The sequence below is a fragment of the Paractinoplanes pyxinae genome (assembly GCF_026626335.1).
Taxonomy (GTDB): Bacteria; Actinomycetota; Actinomycetes; order Mycobacteriales; family Micromonosporaceae; genus Actinoplanes; species Actinoplanes pyxinae.
In genome coordinates this window covers 49,052-69,145 of record NZ_JAPNTZ010000013.1, presented here as the reverse complement: position 1 = coordinate 69,145, position 20,094 = coordinate 49,052, and the positions used below count along the sequence as shown (strand labels likewise).

The window sequence follows — 20,094 nt, the reverse complement described above, 5'->3', positions numbered from 1 at the left end:
CCTCACGCTTGAAAGATCTGCCGGCGCGTGGCCGTCGCCTCGAACTGCTCCAACCGCTGCTGCACCGGTTCGGGGTCGGCGTCGCACATCGCCTGCAGCAGCACCATGGCCATCGCCATCGGCCCGGTGTGCAGGTCGAACACCAGCCGCGTGCCGACCGCCGCGGGCAGCACGACGTCCGCGTGCTCGGCGACCGGCGACACGGCCGAATCGGTGATCGCGACCACCGCGTACCCCATGCTTCGTGCCTCCCGCACCGCCTCGAGCGACTCGCGCGGGTAGCGCGGCAGCACCAGCGCCAGCATGGCACCGGCGCCGGCCGCCCGGGCCTGATCGAGCCGGTCGAGCAGCGACGTCCCACCCGAGTCGAGCACGCGGACGTCCGGGTGCACCTTGCTGGCAAAGTATCCGAAATAACCCACGAGCGGCGCGGCCGACCGCAATCCCAGCACCGGCAGCGGCCGGCTCCGGATCAAAATGTCGGCCCCTCGCCGTACGTCATCCAGCCGGCCCAGCTGCTGGCAGAGCCGCCCGAGGTGGTCGGCCTCGGCGGCTACAGCCGCCTGCATGGCGTTGTGCTCCCGGCCGGGGTCGCCGTCCGCCCCGTCCGTCAGTTCCCGCAACACGCGCCGCAAGGCCGGATAACCCTCGTAACCCAGCGCAACGGCGAACCGGGTGACCGAGGGTTGGCTGACCCCGGCCAGCTCGGCCACCTCAGCCGCGGAGAAGTAGGCGGCCTTGCCCGCGTGCTCGACGAGGCAGTGCGCGATCCGTCGCTGAGTCGGCGTGAGCCGCGCCCCGGCGAACAGGTCGAGCACACGCTCACCCGTCTTGACCACTCCGCCATTCACACCAGCAGCTTATGCATGAAATCTTTCAGAGCGCTAGGGGAGCCGGTCGGTCGGTTACGCGACGCAGGCATCGCCGTGGTCCGCCGGCCTGAAGACAATGGTCCGGACGAGGGGAACGCCGGTGGCCGAGAATCCCCGTGGGTTGAGGCGAGTGACCATCGCCCACCTCGGCGTGCTGACCGGGGTGCTCCTGCTCGTGCTCGTCGTCCCGCTGGCGGCGATCATCGCCGCCGCACAGCCGGTGCCGCCGCCGCGAGACCTGAAGGCGTCGGCGCTGCCGGGCGATCGGTCGACGGCGACGTTGCGGCCGCTGCCGGACGGGCTACCGGCTGGGACCGGGCCCGTCGACGTCGCCGCGCTGCGGCCGCCGGCCGTCGCGGCGCTCGGCCCGGACGGTGCCGCCGCCTTCGAACGGCTGCTTCGGGCGGAGACGTTTCTGCAGGACAACTCGCTCCGGGACGGGGACGACCAGGCGGTCTATCCGTACCGGTATCCGGCCATGACGCGGCTGCTCGACGCGGCACCCGGCGGCGGACGCACCGACGCCGCCGTCCGGCTCGGAGCCGCGCTGATCCGTCTGCGGGCGCTGAACATCCCGGGCGGCGGCACGATCGACTACCCGGCGATCAGCGCGTCCGCGGCGGCGTACGCGCTGCTCGAACGCGGGCGGGAAACGGGTGACTGTGCTGCTCAGCTCAACCTTCTGCTGCTGGTCGCCGCCGACGAGCTGCCCCGCGACGAGGTGGTGCGCGAGGAGGCGGCGCGGGCCGAGAAGTCGTGCCCGGATGATCCGACACCCCTGTGGATCCACGGTCAATATCTCTCCCAGCGCGCCCACCGCGTGCTCCAGTTCGACGGCGAGCCGGCCCCGAGGGAAGCGGACGACCGGGCGACCGCGGTCTTCACCCGGCTCAGCCGGCGTTTTCCCGGGTCGCTCCCGGCGCTCACCGGCGCCGCCGACAACGATCTGCGGGCCGGGCTCCGGTTGCTGCGGCTGCGGCCGTTCACCGCCCGGGAACGGCTGCGGGCCGCCGCCGAGGGTTATCTCGCGGCGTACGACCTCGACCCGATCGCCGCCGGACCAGGGCTCGCGCGCGCGTTGATCGCCCTCGGCGAACCTCGGCGGGCCGCGGAGACCGTACGGCGGGTGATGCGCGACGCTCCCCACCAGGGTCCGCTGCTCGAACTGCTGACGACGGCCGAGGAGGAAGCCCGCCGGCACGGCCCGGCCGCGTCGGCGGCGCGCACGCTGGCGCGTCTTGGCGACGGCGCCTATCCCACCACGTCACTCGTCTTCCCGGTGCCGGGCGGCATCGTCGACGAGGCCGACCGGGAGCCGGTGGGGCCGCAGTCGACCGGGGTGGCCACCCATCTACCGATCACAGTGGATCTGCAGTTCATGCCGGGCGGGGCCGGCGGAGACGTGGAGGACCTGGCGTTCATCCCGGCCTACCGGGAGAGCGACACCGTGGGCGCGGATCCGGACTGTCCCGGCTTCGGCTGGCGGCGCGACGCGATCCTGGCCGGGCAGATCGACCAGGTTCTAGCCAGCTTTCCCACGACCCTCCCGGGCATGCTGGACCTCGACGGCAAGGTGCCGCGAGGCTACTGCCGGCTGAACGGGGTCGCGCTCCGCGAGATCGCCCGCCTCGAGCAGGGCCGGCCGACCCGGAAGCAGGACCCTGACTTCGTGCCCGGCCGGTCCCGCGACGACATCGAGGACGCCCGGCAGAATCTGTTCCGGTGGGCGGGCGACCTCCCGCGGGCCGAGGAAGCGATCCGGTCCTGGACCGTGGGCGTCGGTCCGGCCGATCCGCTGCCCCGGCAACGGCTCGGCGAAGTCTTGTTCCTTCGGGGCCGGTACGAGGAGGCGGCGTCGGCATTCGACGCGGCGGCCCGCAAAGTGCGCGCCATCCAGTGGGACCAGGACCTCCTGACATGGCGGATGCACCTCAATCGAGGGGCGAGCCTGCTGCGGACCGCGCGGCTCGAGGAAGGCCTGGCCCTTCTGCGTACGGTGGCCGACGACTCGGAACGGGCGGCGGCGTATTGGCGTCAGCAGCAAAAACCCGACCTCGGCGCGGCCGAGAAGTTCGCGCTGCTGTGCTACCACGCACACGCCCAGATCGCGGACGCCGAGCGTACGGCCGGGCGGCTGCACTCGGCCGTCGACAACTACACGGCGGCCCATGACCTGCTGCCCCACCTGCCGCTCGACCCGGCCGCCCTGCGCCCGGAGCGCCTGGACGCCAACCAGTCGCTGGCCGAGATCGGGCTGGGCCGGTTCGACGCCGCCGCTCAGTCGGCGGCCCGGGCGCTCCAGGCCGATCCGGCCAACCCGGTCTTCCTGATGAACGCCGGCTTCGCCGCCGAGCGGGCCGGAAGGTACGAGGCGGCGGCCCGCTACGACGCCCAGGCGCTGGTGAGTGACCCCGGTGCGTTCCCGGCGGCCAACGACCTCGGCGTCGCGCTGGCCCGGCTCGGCCACGAGGACGAGGCCGTGGCCGCGTTGCGGCGGTCGGTCGGCGCCCGGCCCGACTACGCACTTGGCTGGTTCAACCTCGGTGTCGTCTACGGGCGAATGGGTCCGTTGCGCTTCCTGCATTCGCAGGGCGCCCTCGCCCGCGCTTTCGCCCTCGACGCGAAACTGCGGGAGGCGCCGCGGCAGCCGACGACGGACGTGGCCACGTACCGATCCGGGCTGGACCTGTCGAAGCCGTTGCCTCCCCGTTGGAGCCTGGCCGGCCTGCCGCCGCTTTCCCCCGGGCCGGCCACGGGCGTCCTGGCCGTCCTGGTCCTCGGCCTTACGCTGGCGCGCGCCGCCGGCGCACAAGGCGACGCCCAGCAGTGGTTGGAGGCGATGGGGGCCCGCGCGGAGCGGCACTCGGTGCTGAGCCGGCTGCGCAGCCCGTTCTGGGCCGTCGCTGCGACCGCGCTGATCTTCGGCTTCTCCGCTGGTGTGCGCGGCCGCGATTCGCTTGTCGAGACGCTCGGCCTGATCCTCGGCGTACTCGTGCTTACCGCGGTAGTGCTGCAGGCCCGGCGTTATGCCGCACGCCGGGCCGACGAGGTGGCCGAGCAATCGAGCTGGGGACCGGGTATCGCGTTCGGCGCGGTCACGGCCGTGCTGGCCCCGTGGGCGCCGCTTCCGGTGATACGCCCAGCCGCGACCGCACCCCGGGTCCACGCCGCCGCGCCGTTGGCGCTCGGGCTGGCCGGCATGACGCTGTACGTCGAGGCGGCGGCGTTCCCGGTCCCGATCGTCCGAGCCCTGGCGACGGCGGCCGTCATCATGGTGGCGTCCCTGCTCGTTCCCGTCGCGCCGCTGGACGGTGCGCAGCTCAGCCGGGCCGGGCTTCTGGCGGGCGCGGGCGCCCTGGGCGCCGTGGTCCTCCTCGGCCTGGGAGTCGTCTAGCTCGCCACCCCGACGAGCTCATCGACGCCGGGCCCAGCGGGCTCTGATCGTGGCGACATGCTCGTCGGCCTCTTCGGGGGTCAGCCGGCGGTAGTCGTCGTCGCGTTTGCCGATGCGGATCTCGGTCAGGATTGTCGATGGGGTCCAGGCGCCGTCGGGGCCGATGTGCCGGTCGGTGGTGTGGCCGTCGGGGTCGGCGGACTGGCGCACCACCTGCCAGAACCGGTCGCCGTCGTGGATGGCGTAATAGCGGTGGATCGGTGGCGCGCCGGGGGCCAGCAGTCGGCGAGCGTGCGCGATGTCGGCTGCCGCGAGCTGGCGAATCGTGGGCCAGGGCAGTCGCAACTCGGCGGCGGGGGCGGTCAGGGCCGGCCACAACGCCATGCCGGGCTGGTCGATGAGGGTGTCGAAGACGAACGGCCGCGTCGCGAAGCTCGCCGCCTCGGGGTCGAGGGCCAAGGGCAGAAGCAGAAGCAACAGGCGCCGTACGGCACTGGGGCGCTCGCCGAAGTCGAACGTCAGCGGGCCGCCCTCGACCGGGCCGGCCGGGAACGGATCGACCCGTACCGTGCCGTCCGGACCCGGGGTCAGCGCGAGCAGCGGACCGGCCGGGCCACCGGGGACAGGGCGGTCGGCGGCCAGCACTGTCTCGTCGGTCCAGGTGGCCGCCACCGCCGGATCGCGCTGCCACTCGGCGCACATCCACGTGCCGTCCGCGTCGGCCAGCACCAGCACGTATCGGCCGGTCCGATCCTCGTACGCCTCGCGAATCTCGCCCTGGCGGGTGTGCTTGAGCAACGCGGCTATCCGGTGCTGCCGCAGGACGGCCTCCCGATCGCGCACCGGGGTGAGGGTGCGCAGCCAGGTCTCGGCCACCGGCCCGGCCCAGGCCGCGGTGACCGTGATCGGGCGGGCGGCGCGGACCCGGTCGAGGTGCGGCGAAACCGGCCGCCGGTCGGCGACCTCGGCCAGCACGTCCCGGAACATGAGGTGCGCCAGCCGGCCCGCCGCGCGTAGGTAGAGGCCGACGAGTGGGTCGTCGCGGTCCATGGCACCCGCGGCCGCCTCCAGGGCGATGACCTCGTCGGCGGCTGCCTCGCCGCGCTCGAAGGACGGCGGATCGTCGTCGCCGGCGGCCAGCGCGGCTCGGGCGAGGGGATACGACTCCGGGAGTTCCGTGGACACGGGCCCAGCCCTTCCGTTGGCGTTCGTCGATCCAGGGTGCCGGAACTCAAGCCCATCGTGGGGTCGCGGCGGACGCGCGTGTCTCGGTTAACTGGCTGATGTGGACAACACGGCGGTGGTGATCGGGGCGGGCACGGCGGGTCTGACCGCGGCCCGGGTGCTGAGTGAACGGTTCGGCCGGGTGATCGTGCTCGATCGGGACTCGTTGCCGGACGAGGCGGTGCCCCGGCGGGGCGTGCCGCAGGGAAGTCAGCCACACATCCTGCTGGCGGCGGGGATGCGGGAGCTGAACGCGCGCTTCCCCGGTTTCGAGGGCGAGCTGATCGAGGCCGGGGGAACGAAGTTCGACACTGGCACCGGCTTGTGTACCTATCGCCTCGGCCGGCGGTGGCCGTCGGCGCCATCCGGGGTCGATCTGGTGTCGGCCACCCGACCGCTCATCGAGGGGTTGTTGCGCCGACGGGTCGTGAAACTGCCGAGCGTGACCATCCGTGAGCAGGTGGCCGTGTCCGGCCTGACCGGTAGCGCGGCCGGGGTGACCGGTGTCGTCCTCGACACCGGGGAGACGATCAGCGCCGGCCTGGTCGTGGATTGCAGCGGCCGCGGCGCCCGGTCCGATCGGTGGCTCACCGCGCTCGGGCTGGCCACGCCGAGTCAGCTCGAGGTCAAGGTCGGGGTCGCGTACGCGTCCCGTCTCTACCGCCGCCGGCCGGGCGACCTGCCGGACTGGTCGGCCCTGTTCACTCTGCCCACCTCGCCCGGCGAGCGGGTCGGCGGCCTGGCCCTGCCGGTCGAGGGCGACCGCTGGCTGGTCGGGATCGGAGGCTGGCATTTCCCGGAGGTGCCGACCGACGCCGGGACGTTCGAGCGGTTCGCCAGTGAGCTGCCCGATCCGCTGCTGAGCGAGGTGATCGCCCGGGCCGAGCCGCTGAGCGACGTGGTGGTGACGAAGTTTCCGTCGTCGCGACGCCGGCTGTTCGAACGGCTGGAGGAGCCACCGCCGGGATATGTCGCGCTCGGCGACGCGGTCTGCAGCTTCAACCCGATCTACGGCCAGGGCATGACCTGTGCCGCCTTGTCGTCGAGCGCGTTGGGGGCCGCTCTCGACAGCGATTCGGGTACGGCGATGGCGCGTAAGTATTACGCGGCCGTCTCCGTCATTGTGGACACCCCGTGGCAGTTCGCCGTGGGTGGCGACTTCACCTATCCGCAGACGTCGGGCCCGCACCCGCGAGGCATCAGACTGCGGAATTGGTATTCCCGTCAGATCGCGTACGCGTCACAGATCGACCCCAGCGTCAACCGCGCGTTCTCCCGGGTCCAGCACCTGGTCGACCCGCCCTCGGTGCTGATGCGCCCCGAATTTGCGTTGCGCGTGCTGCGCAAGGCGCGCGAACGTCAACGGCATGGGTGACTACGACTTCGCAGCGCTGGAACGCAAATGGCGGCCGGTGTGGAAGTCGCTCGACCTCGCGCGGGAAGGTGAGCGCCGCACGGTCGTCGACATGTTCGCCTACCCCTCGGGTGACCTGCACATGGGCCATGCCGAGGCGTACGCGCTGGGCGACGCGATCGCCCGTTTCTGGACGCAGCAGGGATTCGACGTGCTGCATCCGATCGGATGGGATTCGTTCGGGCTGCCGGCCGAGAACGCGGCTATCAAACGCGGCATCCACCCGGCCGACTGGACCTACGCCAACATCGAGACCCAGGCCGAGACGTTCCGGCGTTACGCGACGTCGGTCGATTGGGGAACTCGCCTGCACACCAGCGATCCGTCGTTCTACCGCTGGACGCAATGGCTGTTTCTGCGCCTGTACGAGGGTGGGCTGGCCGAGCGGCGCCGGGCTCCGGTGAACTGGTGCCCGGCCGATCAGACCGTGCTCGCCAATGAGCAAGTGATCGGCGGGCGCTGCGAACGGTGCGGCGCTGAGGTGGTCGACCGTGAACTCACGCAATGGTTTCTGCGAATTACGGCGTACGCGAATCAGTTGCTCGACGACATGGCCGAGCTCGAGGGGAAATGGCCGCCCGCCGTTCTCACCATGCAGCGCAACTGGATCGGCCATATGCGGGACTGGCTCGTTTCCCGGCAGCGATTCTGGGGCTGCCCGATTCCGGTTGTGCACTGTGGAGAGTGCGGTGTCGTGCCGGTGCCCGACGATCAGCTGCCTGTGGAGCTGCCCGACCTGCGCGGCGCCGACCTCACACCCCGGGGCGTGTCGCCGCTGGCGGCTGCCCGCGACTGGGTCGAGGTGGCGTGCCCCCGGTGCGGCGGCCCGGCCGAGCGCGACACGGACACGCTCGACACCTTCGTCGACTCGTCGTGGTACTTCCTGCGGTACTGCTCACCCTCGTACGCGCAGGGGCCCTTCAACCCGGACGAGGTGCGGCGGTGGATGCCGGTCGACCAGTACGTCGGCGGTCCCGGCCACGCCGTGTTGCACCTGCTGTACGCCCGGTTCTTCACCAAAGCGCTGCGTGACTTGGGCCTGATCGACTTCGGTGAGCCGTTCCGCCGCCTGCTCACCCAGGGTCAGGTCGTGCTGAACGGCTCGGCGATGAGCAAGTCCCGCGGGAACATGGTCCATCTGGGCGAGCAGCTCGACACGTACGGCGTCGACGCTGTTCGCCTGTCGATGGTGTTCGCCGGCCCGCCCGAGGACGACATCGACTGGGCCGACGTCTCACCCGGCGGCGCGGCCCGCTTCCTGAGTCGCGTGCTGCGTCTGGCCGGCAATGTGACTTCGTCGCCTGGCGTGGCCTTCGAATCCGGCGAAGAAGAACTGCGCCGCACGACTCACCGGCTGCTGAAGCAGATCACCGCCCTGATCGAGGAGCGCCGCTTCAACGTGGCCGTGGCCCGCGCGATGCAACTGGCCACCGCCGCCCGCCACGCCCCACCCGCCGACCCGGCCACCCGCGAGGCCACCGAGGTGCTGGCCGTGGTGCTGTCCCTGTTCACCCCGTACGTGGCCGAAGAAATGTGGTCCCGCCTGGGCCACCCGCCGACCGTGGCCCGCGCCGGCTGGCCGGCCATCGACCCGATCCTGTCCGCCGACCGCACCGTCACCTGCGTGGTCCAGGTCAACGGCAAGGTCCGCGACCGCCTCCAGGTGCCACCCGACATCACTCCCGCCGCCCTCGAAACCCTGGCCCGAGCCACCACCGACCGCGAAGTGACCCGAGCGATCGTCCGCCCACCGAAACTGGTCAACCTCGTCACTCGCTGAATCTCGGCGACGGGGTGTGGCAGTCTGCGGGGAGCCGGACAGGTAGGGGGCATGGACCACCAAGGAACAGCCGAGGAACGGTTTCGTGCGTTGCACGAGAGCACGTTCGCCGACCTGCTCCGCTTCGTCGAGCGGCGGGTGCCGCCCGACGAGGCCGAGGACATCGTCTCCACGGTTTATCTCACGGCCTGGCGGCGGCACACCGAGCTGCCCGAGGACGCGCGGCCCTGGCTGTTCGCCGTGGCCCGCCGCACGATGGCCAACCAGACCCGCGGCTGGCTGCGGCGCCGGGCCCTCGACGTACGGCTCACCGCCACCGAACAGCACGAGGTGCCCGACGGCAGTTCCGGGACGGCGGCCCGCCTCGACCTGCAGCGCGCCTGGCGGTCGCTGAGTGCCGCCGACCGGGAGGTGCTGGCGCTGGTCGCCTTCGACGGGCTGACCTCCGACCAGGCCGCCACCGTGCTGAGCATCCGCCGCTCGACGTTCACCATGCGGCTCGCCCGCGCCCGCCAGCGGCTGCAGGCCGCCCTCGAACCCGTCCCCCCGCGCACTCTTCAGGAGCTGTCATGAACGACCTCGAAGAACTGGCCGTCCTCGACCCGGCCCGCCACAACGAGCCCACCGACGCCCAGTGGAACCGTTCCCGGGCCTTCGTCGAGCGCACGATGGCTTCCGCTCCGGCCAGCCGTCCCCGCTGGCTCGCCGCCGGCGCGGTCACCGTGGCGGCCGCAGCGCTCGGCGTGGCCGGTGCCGTTGTCGTGCCCGCCCTGTTCCCCGGCGCGACCCAGCAGGCGATCGCCTCGTGGACCGCCGTGCCCACCGCCCGTACCGGCGACCAGGTTCTCGACCAGGCCAAGACCTGCGGAAAGAGTGACGTCGAAGGCAGCTCGACCCAGGTCCGCCCGTCCGACGTGATCCTGGCCGAACAACGCGGCGACGCCACCATGATCATCATGCGCAAGACCAACGGCCACATCGTCGAATGCCTCGGCGTCGGCGACGCCGGCTTCGCCTCGATGGGCCTGACCGACGGCACCCCCCTGCCACCCCCGCCCGCCGGCAAGCTCACCCTGGAAACCCGCAGCTCCTACGGCGATGGCGACGACATGTTCTCGAACATCATCGGCCTGGCCGACCCCGGCGTGACCAGCATCGAGCTGCGCCTCAACGACGGCGGCACCATCCAGGCCAGCGTCAAGGACGGCTGGTGGGGCGCCTGGTGGCCCGGCCCCGAGGGTGGCGAGGGCACCGACGAATTCACCGTGACCGCCCACACCGCCACCGGAAAAACGACGTACCTGCCCTCAGAAATGCCGTGAGCTCATTGATCCTCGGGCGTGAGGTGCACCCGGCGGAGTAGTTGGGCGTTCAGGGCCACGACGATGGTGGACGCGCTCATCATGATGGCGCCGACGGCGGGGCTCAGGGTGAAGCCGGTCCAGGCCAGGACGCCGGCGGCCAGGGGTATGGCGACGACGTTGTAGCCGGCGGCCCAGGCCAGATTCTGGATCATCCTGCGGTACGAGGCCCGGGACAGCTTGATCACGCTGGTCACGGCCCGGGGGTCGGAGGAAGCCAGCACCACGCCGGCGGACTCGATCGCCACGTCGGTGCCGGCGCCGATGGCCAGGCCGACGTCGGCCCGGGCCAGGGCGGGGGCGTCGTTCACACCGTCGCCCACCATCGCCACGGTCAGGCCGCGTCGTTGCAGGTCGGCCACGGCCTTGTCCTTGTCGGCGGGCAGGACCTCGGCGAACACCTCGTCCAGGCCGAGGTCGGCGGCCACAGCCTCGGCCACCGGGCGGGCGTCGCCGGTGATCAGCACCAGCTTCTCGACGCCGTGGGCGCGCAGCTGCTGAATGGCCTGGCGGGCTTCGGGGCGCACCTCGTCCTCCAGCGCGAACGCTCCGATCACCTCAGGCCCGCCGTCGCCCAAACGCACCAGGTGCAGCACGGCGGCGCCCCGCCCCGACCAGGCTTCGGCCGGCTCCACCAAATCAACCGGAACCAGCGAAGCCAAGGCCGCCGTCGGGGCGGGTGCTGCTGAAGCGGAGACCGGCGAGGCTGCGGTCAGTTCGCGGAGGAGGGCCGGGCCGCCGACCGCGTACGTGTGGCCGTCGACCACCGCTTGAACTCCGCGGCCGGTCAGGGAGCGGAAGCCGGTCGCGGTGGCGGTCAGGTCGCGCTCGCGGGCCACGCGGACCAGGGCTCGGGCCAGCGGGTGTTCGCTGTCGCTCTCGACGGCGGCGGCGATCCGCAGCACCTCGTCGTCGGTGTGACCGGCCGTGGCGGCGACGCCGGTCACCGTGTGCGAGCCCTTGGTGAGGGTTCCCGTCTTGTCGAAGAGAACTGCATTCACCGTACGCATCCTCTCCAGCGCCAGGCGGTCCTTGATCAGGATTCCGGCTCGCGCCGACAGGGCCGTCGACAGCGCGATCACCAACGGGATGGCCAGGCCCAGGGCGTGCGGGCAGGCGATGACCAGCACTGTCACCGTGCGCACGACTGACTGGTCGAGGCTGCCGAGCGCCCACCACGTCACAAAGGTGATCAGACCGGCGCCCGCGGCCACATAGAACAGCCAGGCGGCGAACCGGTCGGCCAGCACCTGGGCCCGGCCCCCGGCGGCCTGCGCCTGCGCGACCAGGCGGCCGATGCCGGCCAGGGCGGTGTTCTCGCCCACGGCGTCGACGTCGATCCGGAGGGCCGAGTCGGTGGCCACCGTGCCCGCCACGACGCGGTCGCCGACCGTACGGGAAACCGGTCTTGATTCTCCGGTAACCATGGATTCGTCCATCTCGGCCGTGCCCTCGACGACACGCCCGTCGGCGGGCACCCGGCCGCCCGAGCGCACGAGCACCCGGTCGCCGATCTTGAGGGCCGTCACCGGTACGTTTTCAGAAGTGCCGTCGTCCTTCAGGAGTGCGGCCTCGTCGGGCAGCAGGGCGGCCAGCGCGGACAAGGCGCCCTGGGCCTGGCCGATCGCCTTCATCTCCTGCCAGTGGCCCAGCAGCATGATCGTGACCAGGGCGGCCAGTTCCCACCAGAAGTCCAGCTCGAAGAGGCCGACGCTGGTGGCGAGTGAGGCCGCGTACGCGACGGTGATCGCCATCGCGATGAGCAGCATCATTCCGGGCGCGCGCCCACGGATCTCGCCGACCGCGCCGGTCAGGAACGGCCACCCGCCGTACAGGAAGACGAACGTGCCCAGCACCGGCCCGACCCACCCGATGCCGGGGAAGTCGAGCGAGTACCCGAACCACTTTATGACCATCTCGCTGGTCACCACGATCGGCACGGTCAGCGCGAAGCTCAGCCAGAACTTCCGCCGAAAGATCGCGGGGTCGTGCCCCGCGTGCCCGCCGTGCGCGCCGTGCCCAGCGTGATCCACGTGCTCGGGGTGCTGCATCTCGGTCATCGCGCCACCTCCTGTCGGCAACTTATACCCCCAGGGGGTATAAGCCAAGAGCTGCCCGGCTCGAGTCAGAGGTATCAAGCGCCGGGAACAATCGAGTGACCTGCGCCGTGGCAGGCTGGGGTAATGCGCATCACGGCCCTCTACACCCATCCGGTCAAGGGGTGTCACCGCGTCGAGCACGCCACCGCCCGGGTCGAGCCGTGGGGTCTGGCCGGCGACCGCCGCTGGGCGATGGTCGACGCCGAGGGCATCGCCATCACGCAGCGCGACACGTCTCTTCTCACCCAGCTGTCGGTCACTCCTCGTGCCGGCGGCCTGCTGTTGCAAGCCCCGGGTCTGGCGCCCCTCGAGGTGGCCGAGCCGGTCGACGGTCCCGAGGAGTTCGTGCGGGTCTTCCGGAGCAAGCCCCCGGTGCCCGCCCGCGTGGCCGAGAAGGAGTGGAGCAGCCAGTTCCTCGGCCGGGACGTCCGGCTCGTGTGGCAGGCCGACCCGGCCGGACGGGCGATCGAGTCCCACGCGCGGCCGGGCGAACCAGTCAGCTTCGCCGACGGCTTCCCGCTGCTGCTGGCCAACGAGGCTTCACTGTCGGCGCTCAACGACTGGCTGGCCGAGGCGGGCGACGAGCCGGTGCCGATGACCCGCTTCCGGCCCAACCTGGTCGTCGGCGGGGCCGAGCCGTGGGCCGAGGACGACTGGCTCGGCGGCCGGCTGCGGATCGGCGGCTTGAGCTTCCGGGCCGCCAAGGAGTGCTCGCGGTGCGTCGTCACCACCATCGACCAGGAGACGGGCGAGAAGGGCCGCCAGCCGCTGCGGATGCTCGGGAAACGCCGCCGCTTCGAAACTGGCTTACTCTTCGCAATCAATCTCATTCCGGACGAATTAGGTTATTTGCGCCTGGGCGACACGGTCGAGGTCCCGACCGGGTGAAGCCCGCCACCGGAGTCTTAGGAGTGTCTTAGGAAAGTTGCCGCCACCGACGCGGTCCGCGCAGGATCGGCGACCGTGACCGCTTCTCGCCTGTTCTCGCCCCGCTGGCTCGCCCTCGGCGGCGCCGGCATCCTCGCCGCCGTCCTCGGAGTGGCGCTCGTGCTGCAGAACAGCGGCTCCGCCTGCGCCGCCCCGCCGTCCACCTCGGCGTCGAAGGGCAAGGCGACGTACTTCTCGCTGGACGGCACGCTCGGCAACTGCTCGTTCCCGAGCCCGCCCGCCGACAACCTGTTCGTGGCGCTCGGGCAGAAGAACCAGTACTCCGAGGGCGCCGCCTGCGGCACGTACATCGACGTCACCGGGCCCAAAGGCAAGGTACGCGTGAAGGTCATCGACTCGTGCCCCGAGTGCCCGGCCGGCCACCTCGACCTGAGCCTCGCCGCGTTCAAGAAGATCGGCAACCAGTCGGCCGGGATCATTCCGATCACCTACAAGACCGTGCCCGGCGCGGCGGTTCCGGGCCCGATCTCCGTACGCGTGAAGGAAGGCTCCTCGCAGTACTGGCTGAGCGTGCTGATCGACAACCACTCGAACCAGCTGGCCTCAGTGAAGATCGCCGGCAAGGGTGGCAGCTTCCGCAGCGCGTCCCGCGAGGACTACAACTACTGGACCATCCCGAGCGGCGCCGGCAACGGGCCCTTCAAGGTCAAAATCACCGACGTGTACGGCAATTCGGTGACGGTCGGCAACATCAAGCTGGCCGTGGGCAAGACTCAGAAGACGACGGCGAAGCTGGCCGGCAGCATCAAGGCGCAGCCCGAGAAGGCGAAGGCGCCGAAGAAGACCGTCACCAAGGCGACGCCCAAGCCGGCCAACACCACCGCGGCTGCCAGGCCGAAGGCGACGACATCGGCCCCCGCCGCCCCGCTGCTCGAATCGACGACCGTTGCCGCGCCGCCCGCCCCCGCCACCCAGGCGGCCCAGCTCGACGCCGACCTGGCCGCCGACACACCCCGCTGCTAGCCGAGGCCCCAGCCGAGAAAGCGCCGGCGCCGAACCGAAGAAGCGCCGGCGCCGAACCGAAGAAGCGCCGGCGCCGAACCGAAGAAGCGCCGGCCCGAGGCAGCGCTAGTCCAGCGCCAGCCAGAGGAAGAACTCGTCGCGGTCGTCCCCCGGCCCCACCCGCAGGGCGCCGGGGATGCGGCCGACCTCGCGGTAGCCGAGTCGCTCGTAGAACTTCTCGGTGCCGGCGCCCCCGCGTACGGTGACCTGCAGCGCCGCCAGGCCCAGCTGCCGCGCGTACTTCTCGGCCTCGCGCATCAGGGCAGCGCCGTAGCCGCGCCCCTGGCTGGCCGGTGTGACCATGACCCGCTTGAGCACCCGCCAGTGCTCCTTGAGCGCGAACCGATTGCTGACCACGAACAAAAACGCGACCAGTTCACCGTTGTCGAAGCCGGCCAGCAGATGATCGATCCCCGCCTCGACCCCGGTGAACGCCGCCTCGGCGACGGGCTCGACCTGCGTACGGGAAACCGGCGCGACAAAGCCGACGGCCCCGCCCGCATTGGTGACCTCGACCCAGAGCGCGACGATGCCCGCTCGCAATTCCGGGGTCAGCGGCGGATCCACTACGAACTCGAGAGCCATGCCGCCCATTCTTACGAGTGCGGAAGGGGGGACTTGAACCCCCACGCCCTTTCGGGCACGGGCACCTAAAACCCGCGCGGCTGCCGATTACGCCACTCCCGCCCGGGCCGCCTCGCGGGCGGCACGTCCAGCAGAGTCTAGACGCAAAGGCACGGCGGCCGCCTCGCGGATCATGCCGCGTGACAGCCGCCGTGGTCTGAGAGACCGTCAGAGGGTCCTGCCGTATGGTTCGGCCGGTGCCGGACGGACTGTAGGGTCAGTCAATGCCAAGATCGCGGCGCAGCTTGGCGACGTGACCGGTGGCCTTGACGTTGTAGAGGGCGCGCTCGATCACGCCGTTCTCGTCGATCACGAAGGTCGAGCGGATGACCCCCATGACGGTCTTGCCGTAGTTGTTCTTCTCGCCGAACGCCCCGTACGCCTTCAGCACGCTCTTGTCCTCGTCGCTGACCAACGGGAACGTGATGGCGTCCTTCTCGCGGAACTTGGCCAGCTTGGCCGGGGCGTCGGGGGAGATGCCGACGACCTCGTAGCCGGCCGCCTGCAGCGAGCCCAGCGAGTCTCGGAAGTCACACGCCTGGGTGGTGCAGCCGGGGGTCATCGCGGCCGGGTACGCGTACAGCACGACCTTGCGTCCGCGCAGGTCCTTGAGGGTGAGCCGGTCGCCGTTGTCGGTCGGCAGGCTGAACTCGGGCGCGGTGTCGCCGGCGGAAAGTCGGGCGGTCTCAGTCATGCCGATGAGACTAGACCGCACGCCCGCAAGCTCGTCGAAAAGGCCGCCGGGCTCACACAGTCACGGCGCCCGGTGACGGCGTGCGGGCCGGGACGGCGGCGCGCATGCGCAGCAGGCCGGTCAGTGCCAGCCCCGCGCCGGCGCCGAGGGCCAGCGCGACCGCCAGCCGCACGAGCCAGCCCGGCCCGGTCGTCGGCACCACGGCGGCGAAGAACACGCGGGTCTCGTTGAAGCCCGCGAAGAGGGCGACCACCGCTCCGGTCAGAGCGAGGTAGAACGGCGGGTGCCGCCACACAGCAGCGAGTGCCATCAGAGCGGCGAGAAACAACACAGGTGAGGGCGTCGCGCCGTCCGAGAGCCCCATGACCCCGTACGCCGAAGGAGCCAGACCAGCGACCAGCGCGACCGCCCGCACCGACCGCGGCCACCGATGAGCCAGGGCCGCCGTCGCGAGACCGGCCAGCGCCGCGCCGGCCCACCACAGCCAGGCCACCGGCGGCGGTTCCCAGTCGAGCGTGCCGCGGACCTCGTACGACGTGGTCTGCATCCGTAGCGGCACTGTCCAGTCGCGCAGGCGATGGCTGTGCGACGGATCGGCCACGGCCTGCGGCGGCGTCGACGGGTTCAGCCACTGCGTCCGCTGGTCGTGCCAGCGCACCGACGTCGAATCGGAGAGCTTGCGCCACGAAGGCGGCGCGGTCACGTCGGCCGTCGCGGGCACCGGGGTGTCGCCGTTCGCGGTCTCGTTGATGTACGCGGCCGGCGAGTTCACGTTCTGCCAGGTCCCGTCGGGCCGTACGTCGAGATAGGGCTCACCGGCGTAGCCGAGCACCTCGACCGAATGCCCCGACGTGTTGGACAGCTCGAGCCGCGCCCCCGCCTCGACCGCGCGGACCGAGACGCCCGGCGCCGAGACGGCCGTGACCGACGTCCGGTACGCCGTGGCGCCCGGGATGTCGCCGGTGTGGGCGAACGCGGGGGTGGCCGGCGCGAGCACCGCACCGGCCACCGCCACGATCAGGACGAACCTTCTCACCCGGCGGCCGCCGTGACGGCCTGGGTGAAGATCTCGGTCGTCGGCAGCGTCTCGTTGGGGCCGGTCACCTGCTTGCCGTTGACGACGATGGTCGGCGTGCCGTTGTAGCCGCGCGACGAGAACGTCTCGGTGACCTGGGTGACCCACGAGTCGTACGTCTTGTCGTTGACCGCCGAGGCGAACGAGTCGCCCAGGCCGACCGACTTGCCCAGCTCGATCAGCTTGGCGTCGTCCAGCCCGTCGCTGTTCTCCTCGGGCTGGTTCTCGAAAAGCACGTTGTGGTATTCGATGAACTTGCCGTCGACGGCGGCGGCCGCGGCGGCCCCGGCCGACCGGGTCGAATACTTGGTGCCGTTCGACGCCCGGTCCAGGATGGACACCGGGTGGTACCGCACGGTCACCTTCTTGTCGGTGACCATCTGCGCGATCGTCGGGCCGGTCTGCTGCTCGAACTCGTGGCAGATCGGGCACATGAAGTCCTCGTAGACGTCGACCGTCACCGGGCCCGAGCCGACCGCGAACGCCGTGCCGTCGTCGACCGCCACGCTCGGCGTGTCCACGTCGCCCTTGTTCTGGTTCGCGATGACGCCCCACCCGATCAGGCCGGCGATCAGCAGCACCGCCACGACACCGACCGACGTCCAGATCGTCACCCGGCGGCGGCGTTCGGCCGCCTTCTGCTGTTCCACGATCCGCTTCGCGGCCGAGCGGTCGCGCCCCCGATTGCCCTTGCTCATCTCTCTCCCAACAAGACGCCGTCGAGCGAGAACTTGGACCGCGGCTTCCAGATCAGGATGCCCGCCAAGGCCAGGAAGCCCACGTCACGCAGGATGTCCAGGCCGTACTGGGCGGTGCGCCCGCCGGTCAGTTCCCCGCCCTTGCTGAAACAGCCACAGTCGATCTGCAACCCGCGCGTCCAGGCCGAGATGATGCCGGCGATGAAGATCACCAGCAGCACGGCGGCGATGGCCGCGCTGAGCCGAGTCGCGATGCCGATCAGCAACAGCAGGCCCAGTGCGATCTCCAGGAACGGCTGCACGGCCCCGATCACCTTGGCGGTGTCGTAGGACATCAGGTCGTACGCGTTCACCGCGCGCGCCGAGGCGGCCAGATCGGTCACCTTGAGCCCACCGGCGATCAGGAAGACCGCCGCCAGGCCGAGACGCGCGAGGGTGGAGATCCACGGCCAGGCCGCCGCGAGCCGGGATGGCTGCTGCCTCAAGTCCATGGTCACGCCCGTTTAGTCGAAGCAAATGTCCCGCCGGTTCCCTCTATTGTGCTGAGGTTCAGCTGGGAATTGCCTGATTAGACCGCCCTGGCCTGGGAGACGGCCGTCACCAGCTCGTCGCGGGCGCGGGCGACGCGGGAGCGGATCGTGCCGACCGGGACGTCCTCGATCTCGGCCGCCTCGGCGTACGACAGGCCCAGCACCTGGGTCAGCACGAACGCCGTACGCCTTTCCTCGCCGAGCCGCCCGAGCAGGTCGGCCGTGGTGAGGCGGTGCCCGGGGTCGGGTGTGGGCGACGCCGTCCAGGCCTCGGCGGCCAGGCGGGCGTCGAGCCGGCGGCGGCGCACCACAGTGCGCAGGTGGTCGGCACACGTGCGGCGGGCGATGCCGAGCAGCCAGGTGCGGGCCGACGAGCGGGCCTCGAACGCGGGCAGAGCCTTGAAGGCGCGCAGGAACGTGTCCTGCGTCAGATCGTCGGCGGCGCCGGTGTCGACCAGGGCCGCGGTGAACCGCCAGACCTCGGCCTGGGTGGCCCGCACGAAGGCGGCCAGAGCGGCTTCGTCACCCTCGCGGGCGGCGAGGGCGAGCGAGGTGGTTTCGTCCAGGCCGTCCATGGCCCAGCATCGTACGCCACCACCCGTGGTGGGCATTGAGCGACGCGATCGGGCAGCATGTCGGTCATGACTGTTGATCGGCGCCGGTTTTGTCGCGGTCTGGCGGCACTGGCGGGCTTGTTGATCGGGTTCTTCGCCGTGGTGCTCGGCCCCGCCGCGCCCGCGAGTGCCCACGCCGCGCTGGCCAACAGTGACCCGGCCAACGGCACCATCGTGCCCGACGCGCCGAACAAGATCACGCTGAACTTCACCGAATCGGTGCAGCTGCTCAACGGCAAGATCCAGGTGCTGGCGCCGGACGGCTCGCGGGCCGACCAGGGCGAGCCGACGGCCGACGGCAGCACGGTCACCATCCCGCTGCGCTCGGGCGGCGGCCGCGGCACCTACCTGGTCAGCTATCGCGTGATCTCGGCCGACAGTCACCCGGTCGGCGGCAGCATCACCTACTCCGTCGGCGCCGCGTCGGCCACGCCCACGGCCACGGTCGACGACGAGACGGTCGACCCGGTCGTGCGGGCGATCATCCCGGTCGGAAAATATCTCGGGTACGCCGGTCTGGTGCTCCTGGTCGGGCCGGTGCTCGTCCTCGCCCTGCTCTGGCCGCACCGGCTGAGCCGCCGCGGTCCCGGCCGCCTGGTCTGGACCGGGCTCGGCCTCGTGGCGTTCAGCACGCTGCTGGCCATCTGGCTGCAGGCGCCCTACTCGACCGGGTCGGGGCTTTTCGACGTACGGGTGGGAGACCTGCGCGACGTGCTCGGCAGCACGTTCGGCGCGATCATGCTGGTCCGCCTGGGCGTGATCTGCGCGGCCGCCCTGCTGCTGCGCCCCCTGCTCAAGGGCAACGGCAACGACTCCAAGACCGACCTGGCCCTGCTCGGCGTGCTCGGCGTGGCCGCGCTGGCCACCTGGCCGCTGACCGGGCACCCGACCGCCTCCCCGGTGGCCGGGGTGTCGGTGGTGGTCGACGCGATCCACCTGGCCGCCATGGCGGTGTGGCTGGGCGGGCTGGTCATGCTGGTCGCCTTCCTGCTGCGCCAGGCCGACGAACGAGAGCTCGGAGCCATCTTGCCGATCTGGTCGCGCTGGGCCGCCACGGCCGTCGCGGCGCTGATCGTGGCCGGGGTGGTGCAGGCGCTGATCGAGGTCTCGTCGCTGGACGGGCTCTTCCTCACCACGTACGGGCGTCTGATCCTGGTCAAGGTCGGGCTGGCCGCCATCGTGCTCGGCGTGGCCTGGTACTCGCGCCGGCTGGTGCGCTCGAAGGCGGCCGAGGCCGAGCCCCGGGGGCTGCGCCGGGTGGTCTGGGTCGAACTAGCGATCACGGCCGTCGTGCTCGGCGTGACCTCGGCGCTGGTGCAGATCCCACCCGCGCGTACGGCCGAAGCCTCGGACACCGCAGGTGTCTCGACCACGGTGACCAAGACGCTGACCGACAACAAGATGGCCGTGCAGATCGACGTCTTCCCCGCTGCGGTGGGCAACAACAGCATTCACCTGTACGCCTACACGCCCGACAACAAGCCGCTGACCGTGGTCGAGTGGAGCGCGACGGCCGCGCTGGCGGGCAAGGGCATCGAACCGATCGAGATCCCGTTGCTGCGGATCACCGACTTCCACGCGGTCGGCGACATCGCCCTGCCGGCCGCCGGCGAGTGGACGTTCAAGGTCACCGCGCGAACGAGCGACATCGATCAGTCGACGCTTTCCACGACCGTCACGGTCAAGTGAGCCTCACTTCTATCAGCGAGTTAGCCGTTATTTGACCACTTTGGGGTTATTTGGACTTGTATGGTCGGGCCGTTAT

17 protein-coding genes and 1 tRNA gene are annotated in these 20,094 nt (G+C 71.0%); 8 read left to right on the top strand and 10 right to left on the bottom strand.

The window, feature by feature from the left end:
* Positions 1 to 2: 2 nt before the first annotated feature.
* Entirely contained in the window at positions 3 to 851 is an 849-nt protein-coding gene (locus tag OWR29_RS32785) for a MurR/RpiR family transcriptional regulator (protein ID WP_267567258.1), read from the bottom strand.
* 151 nt (positions 852 to 1,002) lie between these two features.
* Between OWR29_RS32785 and OWR29_RS32780 the strand changes: the two genes are divergently transcribed.
* A complete protein-coding gene (locus tag OWR29_RS32780) occupies positions 1,003 to 4,266 on the top strand; it encodes a tetratricopeptide repeat protein (protein WP_267567257.1) in 3,264 nt (1,087 codons plus the stop codon).
* Positions 4,267 to 4,284: 18 nt separating this feature from the next.
* On the opposite strand, the gene OWR29_RS32775 is transcribed toward OWR29_RS32780, so the two are convergent.
* Positions 4,285 to 5,451, bottom strand: coding sequence for a hypothetical protein (locus OWR29_RS32775; protein WP_267567256.1), 1,167 nt, complete (start codon positions 5,449 to 5,451; stop codon positions 4,285 to 4,287).
* A gap of 100 nt (positions 5,452 to 5,551) precedes the next feature.
* Here OWR29_RS32775 and OWR29_RS32770 point away from each other — a divergent pair, with 100 nt between their 5' ends.
* Genes OWR29_RS32770 through OWR29_RS32755 form a run of 4 tightly spaced genes read left to right on the top strand, consistent with a single transcriptional unit; the run spans position 5,552 to position 10,006 of the window.
* Positions 5,552 to 6,865: an NAD(P)/FAD-dependent oxidoreductase gene (locus OWR29_RS32770; protein WP_267567255.1), complete on the top strand. Its 1,314-nt coding sequence runs from the start codon at positions 5,552 to 5,554 to the stop codon at positions 6,863 to 6,865.
* Positions 6,858 to 8,684, top strand: a complete 1,827-nt coding sequence (locus tag OWR29_RS32765; RefSeq protein WP_267567254.1) for a class I tRNA ligase family protein — start codon at positions 6,858 to 6,860, stop codon at positions 8,682 to 8,684. The genes OWR29_RS32770 and OWR29_RS32765 overlap by 8 nt, the downstream gene beginning before the upstream one ends.
* 51 nt (positions 8,685 to 8,735) lie before the next feature.
* Entirely contained in the window at positions 8,736 to 9,257 is a 522-nt protein-coding gene (locus OWR29_RS32760) for an RNA polymerase sigma factor (protein WP_267567253.1), read from the top strand.
* Complete coding sequence (locus tag OWR29_RS32755) at positions 9,254 to 10,006, top strand: hypothetical protein (protein ID WP_267567252.1); 753 nt, start codon at positions 9,254 to 9,256, stop codon at positions 10,004 to 10,006. Before OWR29_RS32760 ends, OWR29_RS32755 begins: the two co-directional genes overlap by 4 nt.
* A gap of 2 nt (positions 10,007 to 10,008) precedes the next feature.
* On the opposite strand, the gene OWR29_RS32750 is transcribed toward OWR29_RS32755, so the two are convergent.
* Complete coding sequence (locus OWR29_RS32750) at positions 10,009 to 12,096, bottom strand: heavy metal translocating P-type ATPase (protein ID WP_267567462.1); 2,088 nt, start codon at positions 12,094 to 12,096, stop codon at positions 10,009 to 10,011.
* 132 nt (positions 12,097 to 12,228) lie between these two features.
* On the opposite strand from OWR29_RS32750, the gene OWR29_RS32745 reads away from it, so the two are divergent.
* Both OWR29_RS32745 and OWR29_RS32740 read left to right on the top strand, forming a co-directional pair.
* Positions 12,229 to 13,032: an MOSC domain-containing protein gene (locus OWR29_RS32745; RefSeq protein WP_267567251.1), complete on the top strand. Its 804-nt coding sequence runs from the start codon at positions 12,229 to 12,231 to the stop codon at positions 13,030 to 13,032.
* A gap of 75 nt (positions 13,033 to 13,107) precedes the next feature.
* A complete protein-coding gene (locus tag OWR29_RS32740) occupies positions 13,108 to 14,055 on the top strand; it encodes an expansin EXLX1 family cellulose-binding protein (protein ID WP_267567250.1) in 948 nt (315 codons plus the stop codon).
* 105 nt (positions 14,056 to 14,160) lie between these two features.
* Here the strand turns inward: OWR29_RS32740 and OWR29_RS32735 are convergent, their stop codons facing one another.
* From OWR29_RS32735 to OWR29_RS32705, 7 genes are all read right to left on the bottom strand, one after another.
* A complete protein-coding gene (locus tag OWR29_RS32735) occupies positions 14,161 to 14,679 on the bottom strand; it encodes a GNAT family N-acetyltransferase (protein ID WP_267567249.1) in 519 nt (172 codons plus the stop codon).
* Between the two features lie 18 nt (positions 14,680 to 14,697).
* A tRNA-Leu gene (locus OWR29_RS32730) sits at positions 14,698 to 14,781 on the bottom strand.
* Between the two features lie 154 nt (positions 14,782 to 14,935).
* Positions 14,936 to 15,412, bottom strand: coding sequence for a thioredoxin-dependent thiol peroxidase (gene bcp, locus OWR29_RS32725; RefSeq protein WP_267567248.1), 477 nt, complete (start codon positions 15,410 to 15,412; stop codon positions 14,936 to 14,938).
* Between the two features lie 52 nt (positions 15,413 to 15,464).
* Complete coding sequence (locus OWR29_RS32720; protein ID WP_267567247.1) at positions 15,465 to 16,448, bottom strand: hypothetical protein; 984 nt, start codon at positions 16,446 to 16,448, stop codon at positions 15,465 to 15,467.
* Positions 16,445 to 17,185: a DsbA family protein gene (locus OWR29_RS32715; protein ID WP_267567246.1), complete on the bottom strand. Its 741-nt coding sequence runs from the start codon at positions 17,183 to 17,185 to the stop codon at positions 16,445 to 16,447. Before OWR29_RS32715 ends, OWR29_RS32720 begins: the two co-directional genes overlap by 4 nt.
* Complete coding sequence (locus OWR29_RS32710; protein WP_267567245.1) at positions 17,182 to 17,676, bottom strand: MauE/DoxX family redox-associated membrane protein; 495 nt, start codon at positions 17,674 to 17,676, stop codon at positions 17,182 to 17,184. The genes OWR29_RS32715 and OWR29_RS32710 overlap by 4 nt, the downstream gene beginning before the upstream one ends.
* A gap of 77 nt (positions 17,677 to 17,753) precedes the next feature.
* Positions 17,754 to 18,290, bottom strand: a complete 537-nt coding sequence (locus OWR29_RS32705; RefSeq protein WP_267567244.1) for a sigma-70 family RNA polymerase sigma factor — start codon at positions 18,288 to 18,290, stop codon at positions 17,754 to 17,756.
* A gap of 57 nt (positions 18,291 to 18,347) precedes the next feature.
* On the opposite strand from OWR29_RS32705, the gene OWR29_RS32700 reads away from it, so the two are divergent.
* Positions 18,348 to 20,018 carry a copper resistance CopC/CopD family protein gene (locus OWR29_RS32700; protein ID WP_267567243.1) on the top strand — a complete coding sequence of 557 codons (1,671 nt, stop codon included), beginning with the start codon at positions 18,348 to 18,350 and terminating at the stop codon, positions 20,016 to 20,018.
* Positions 20,019 to 20,094 lie beyond the last annotated feature (76 nt).

Coding starts and splice junctions, on each gene's coding strand:
- OWR29_RS32765 (WP_267567254.1), top strand. CDS start 6,858: ATGGGTGACTACGACTTCGCAGCGCTGGAACGCAAATGGCGGCCGGTG.
- OWR29_RS32760 (WP_267567253.1), top strand. CDS start 8,736: ATGGACCACCAAGGAACAGCCGAGGAACGGTTTCGTGCGTTGCACGAG.
- OWR29_RS32755 (WP_267567252.1), top strand. CDS start 9,254: ATGAACGACCTCGAAGAACTGGCCGTCCTCGACCCGGCCCGCCACAAC.
- OWR29_RS32750 (WP_267567462.1), bottom strand. CDS start 12,096: ATGCAGCACCCCGAGCACGTGGATCACGCTGGGCACGGCGCGCACGGC.
- OWR29_RS32745 (WP_267567251.1), top strand. CDS start 12,229: ATGCGCATCACGGCCCTCTACACCCATCCGGTCAAGGGGTGTCACCGC.
- OWR29_RS32735 (WP_267567249.1), bottom strand. CDS start 14,679: ATGGCTCTCGAGTTCGTAGTGGATCCGCCGCTGACCCCGGAATTGCGA.
- bcp (WP_267567248.1), bottom strand. CDS start 15,412: ATGACTGAGACCGCCCGACTTTCCGCCGGCGACACCGCGCCCGAGTTC.
- OWR29_RS32715 (WP_267567246.1), bottom strand. CDS start 17,185: ATGAGCAAGGGCAATCGGGGGCGCGACCGCTCGGCCGCGAAGCGGATC.
- OWR29_RS32710 (WP_267567245.1), bottom strand. CDS start 17,676: ATGGACTTGAGGCAGCAGCCATCCCGGCTCGCGGCGGCCTGGCCGTGG.
- OWR29_RS32705 (WP_267567244.1), bottom strand. CDS start 18,290: ATGGACGGCCTGGACGAAACCACCTCGCTCGCCCTCGCCGCCCGCGAG.
- OWR29_RS32700 (WP_267567243.1), top strand. CDS start 18,348: ATGTCGGTCATGACTGTTGATCGGCGCCGGTTTTGTCGCGGTCTGGCG.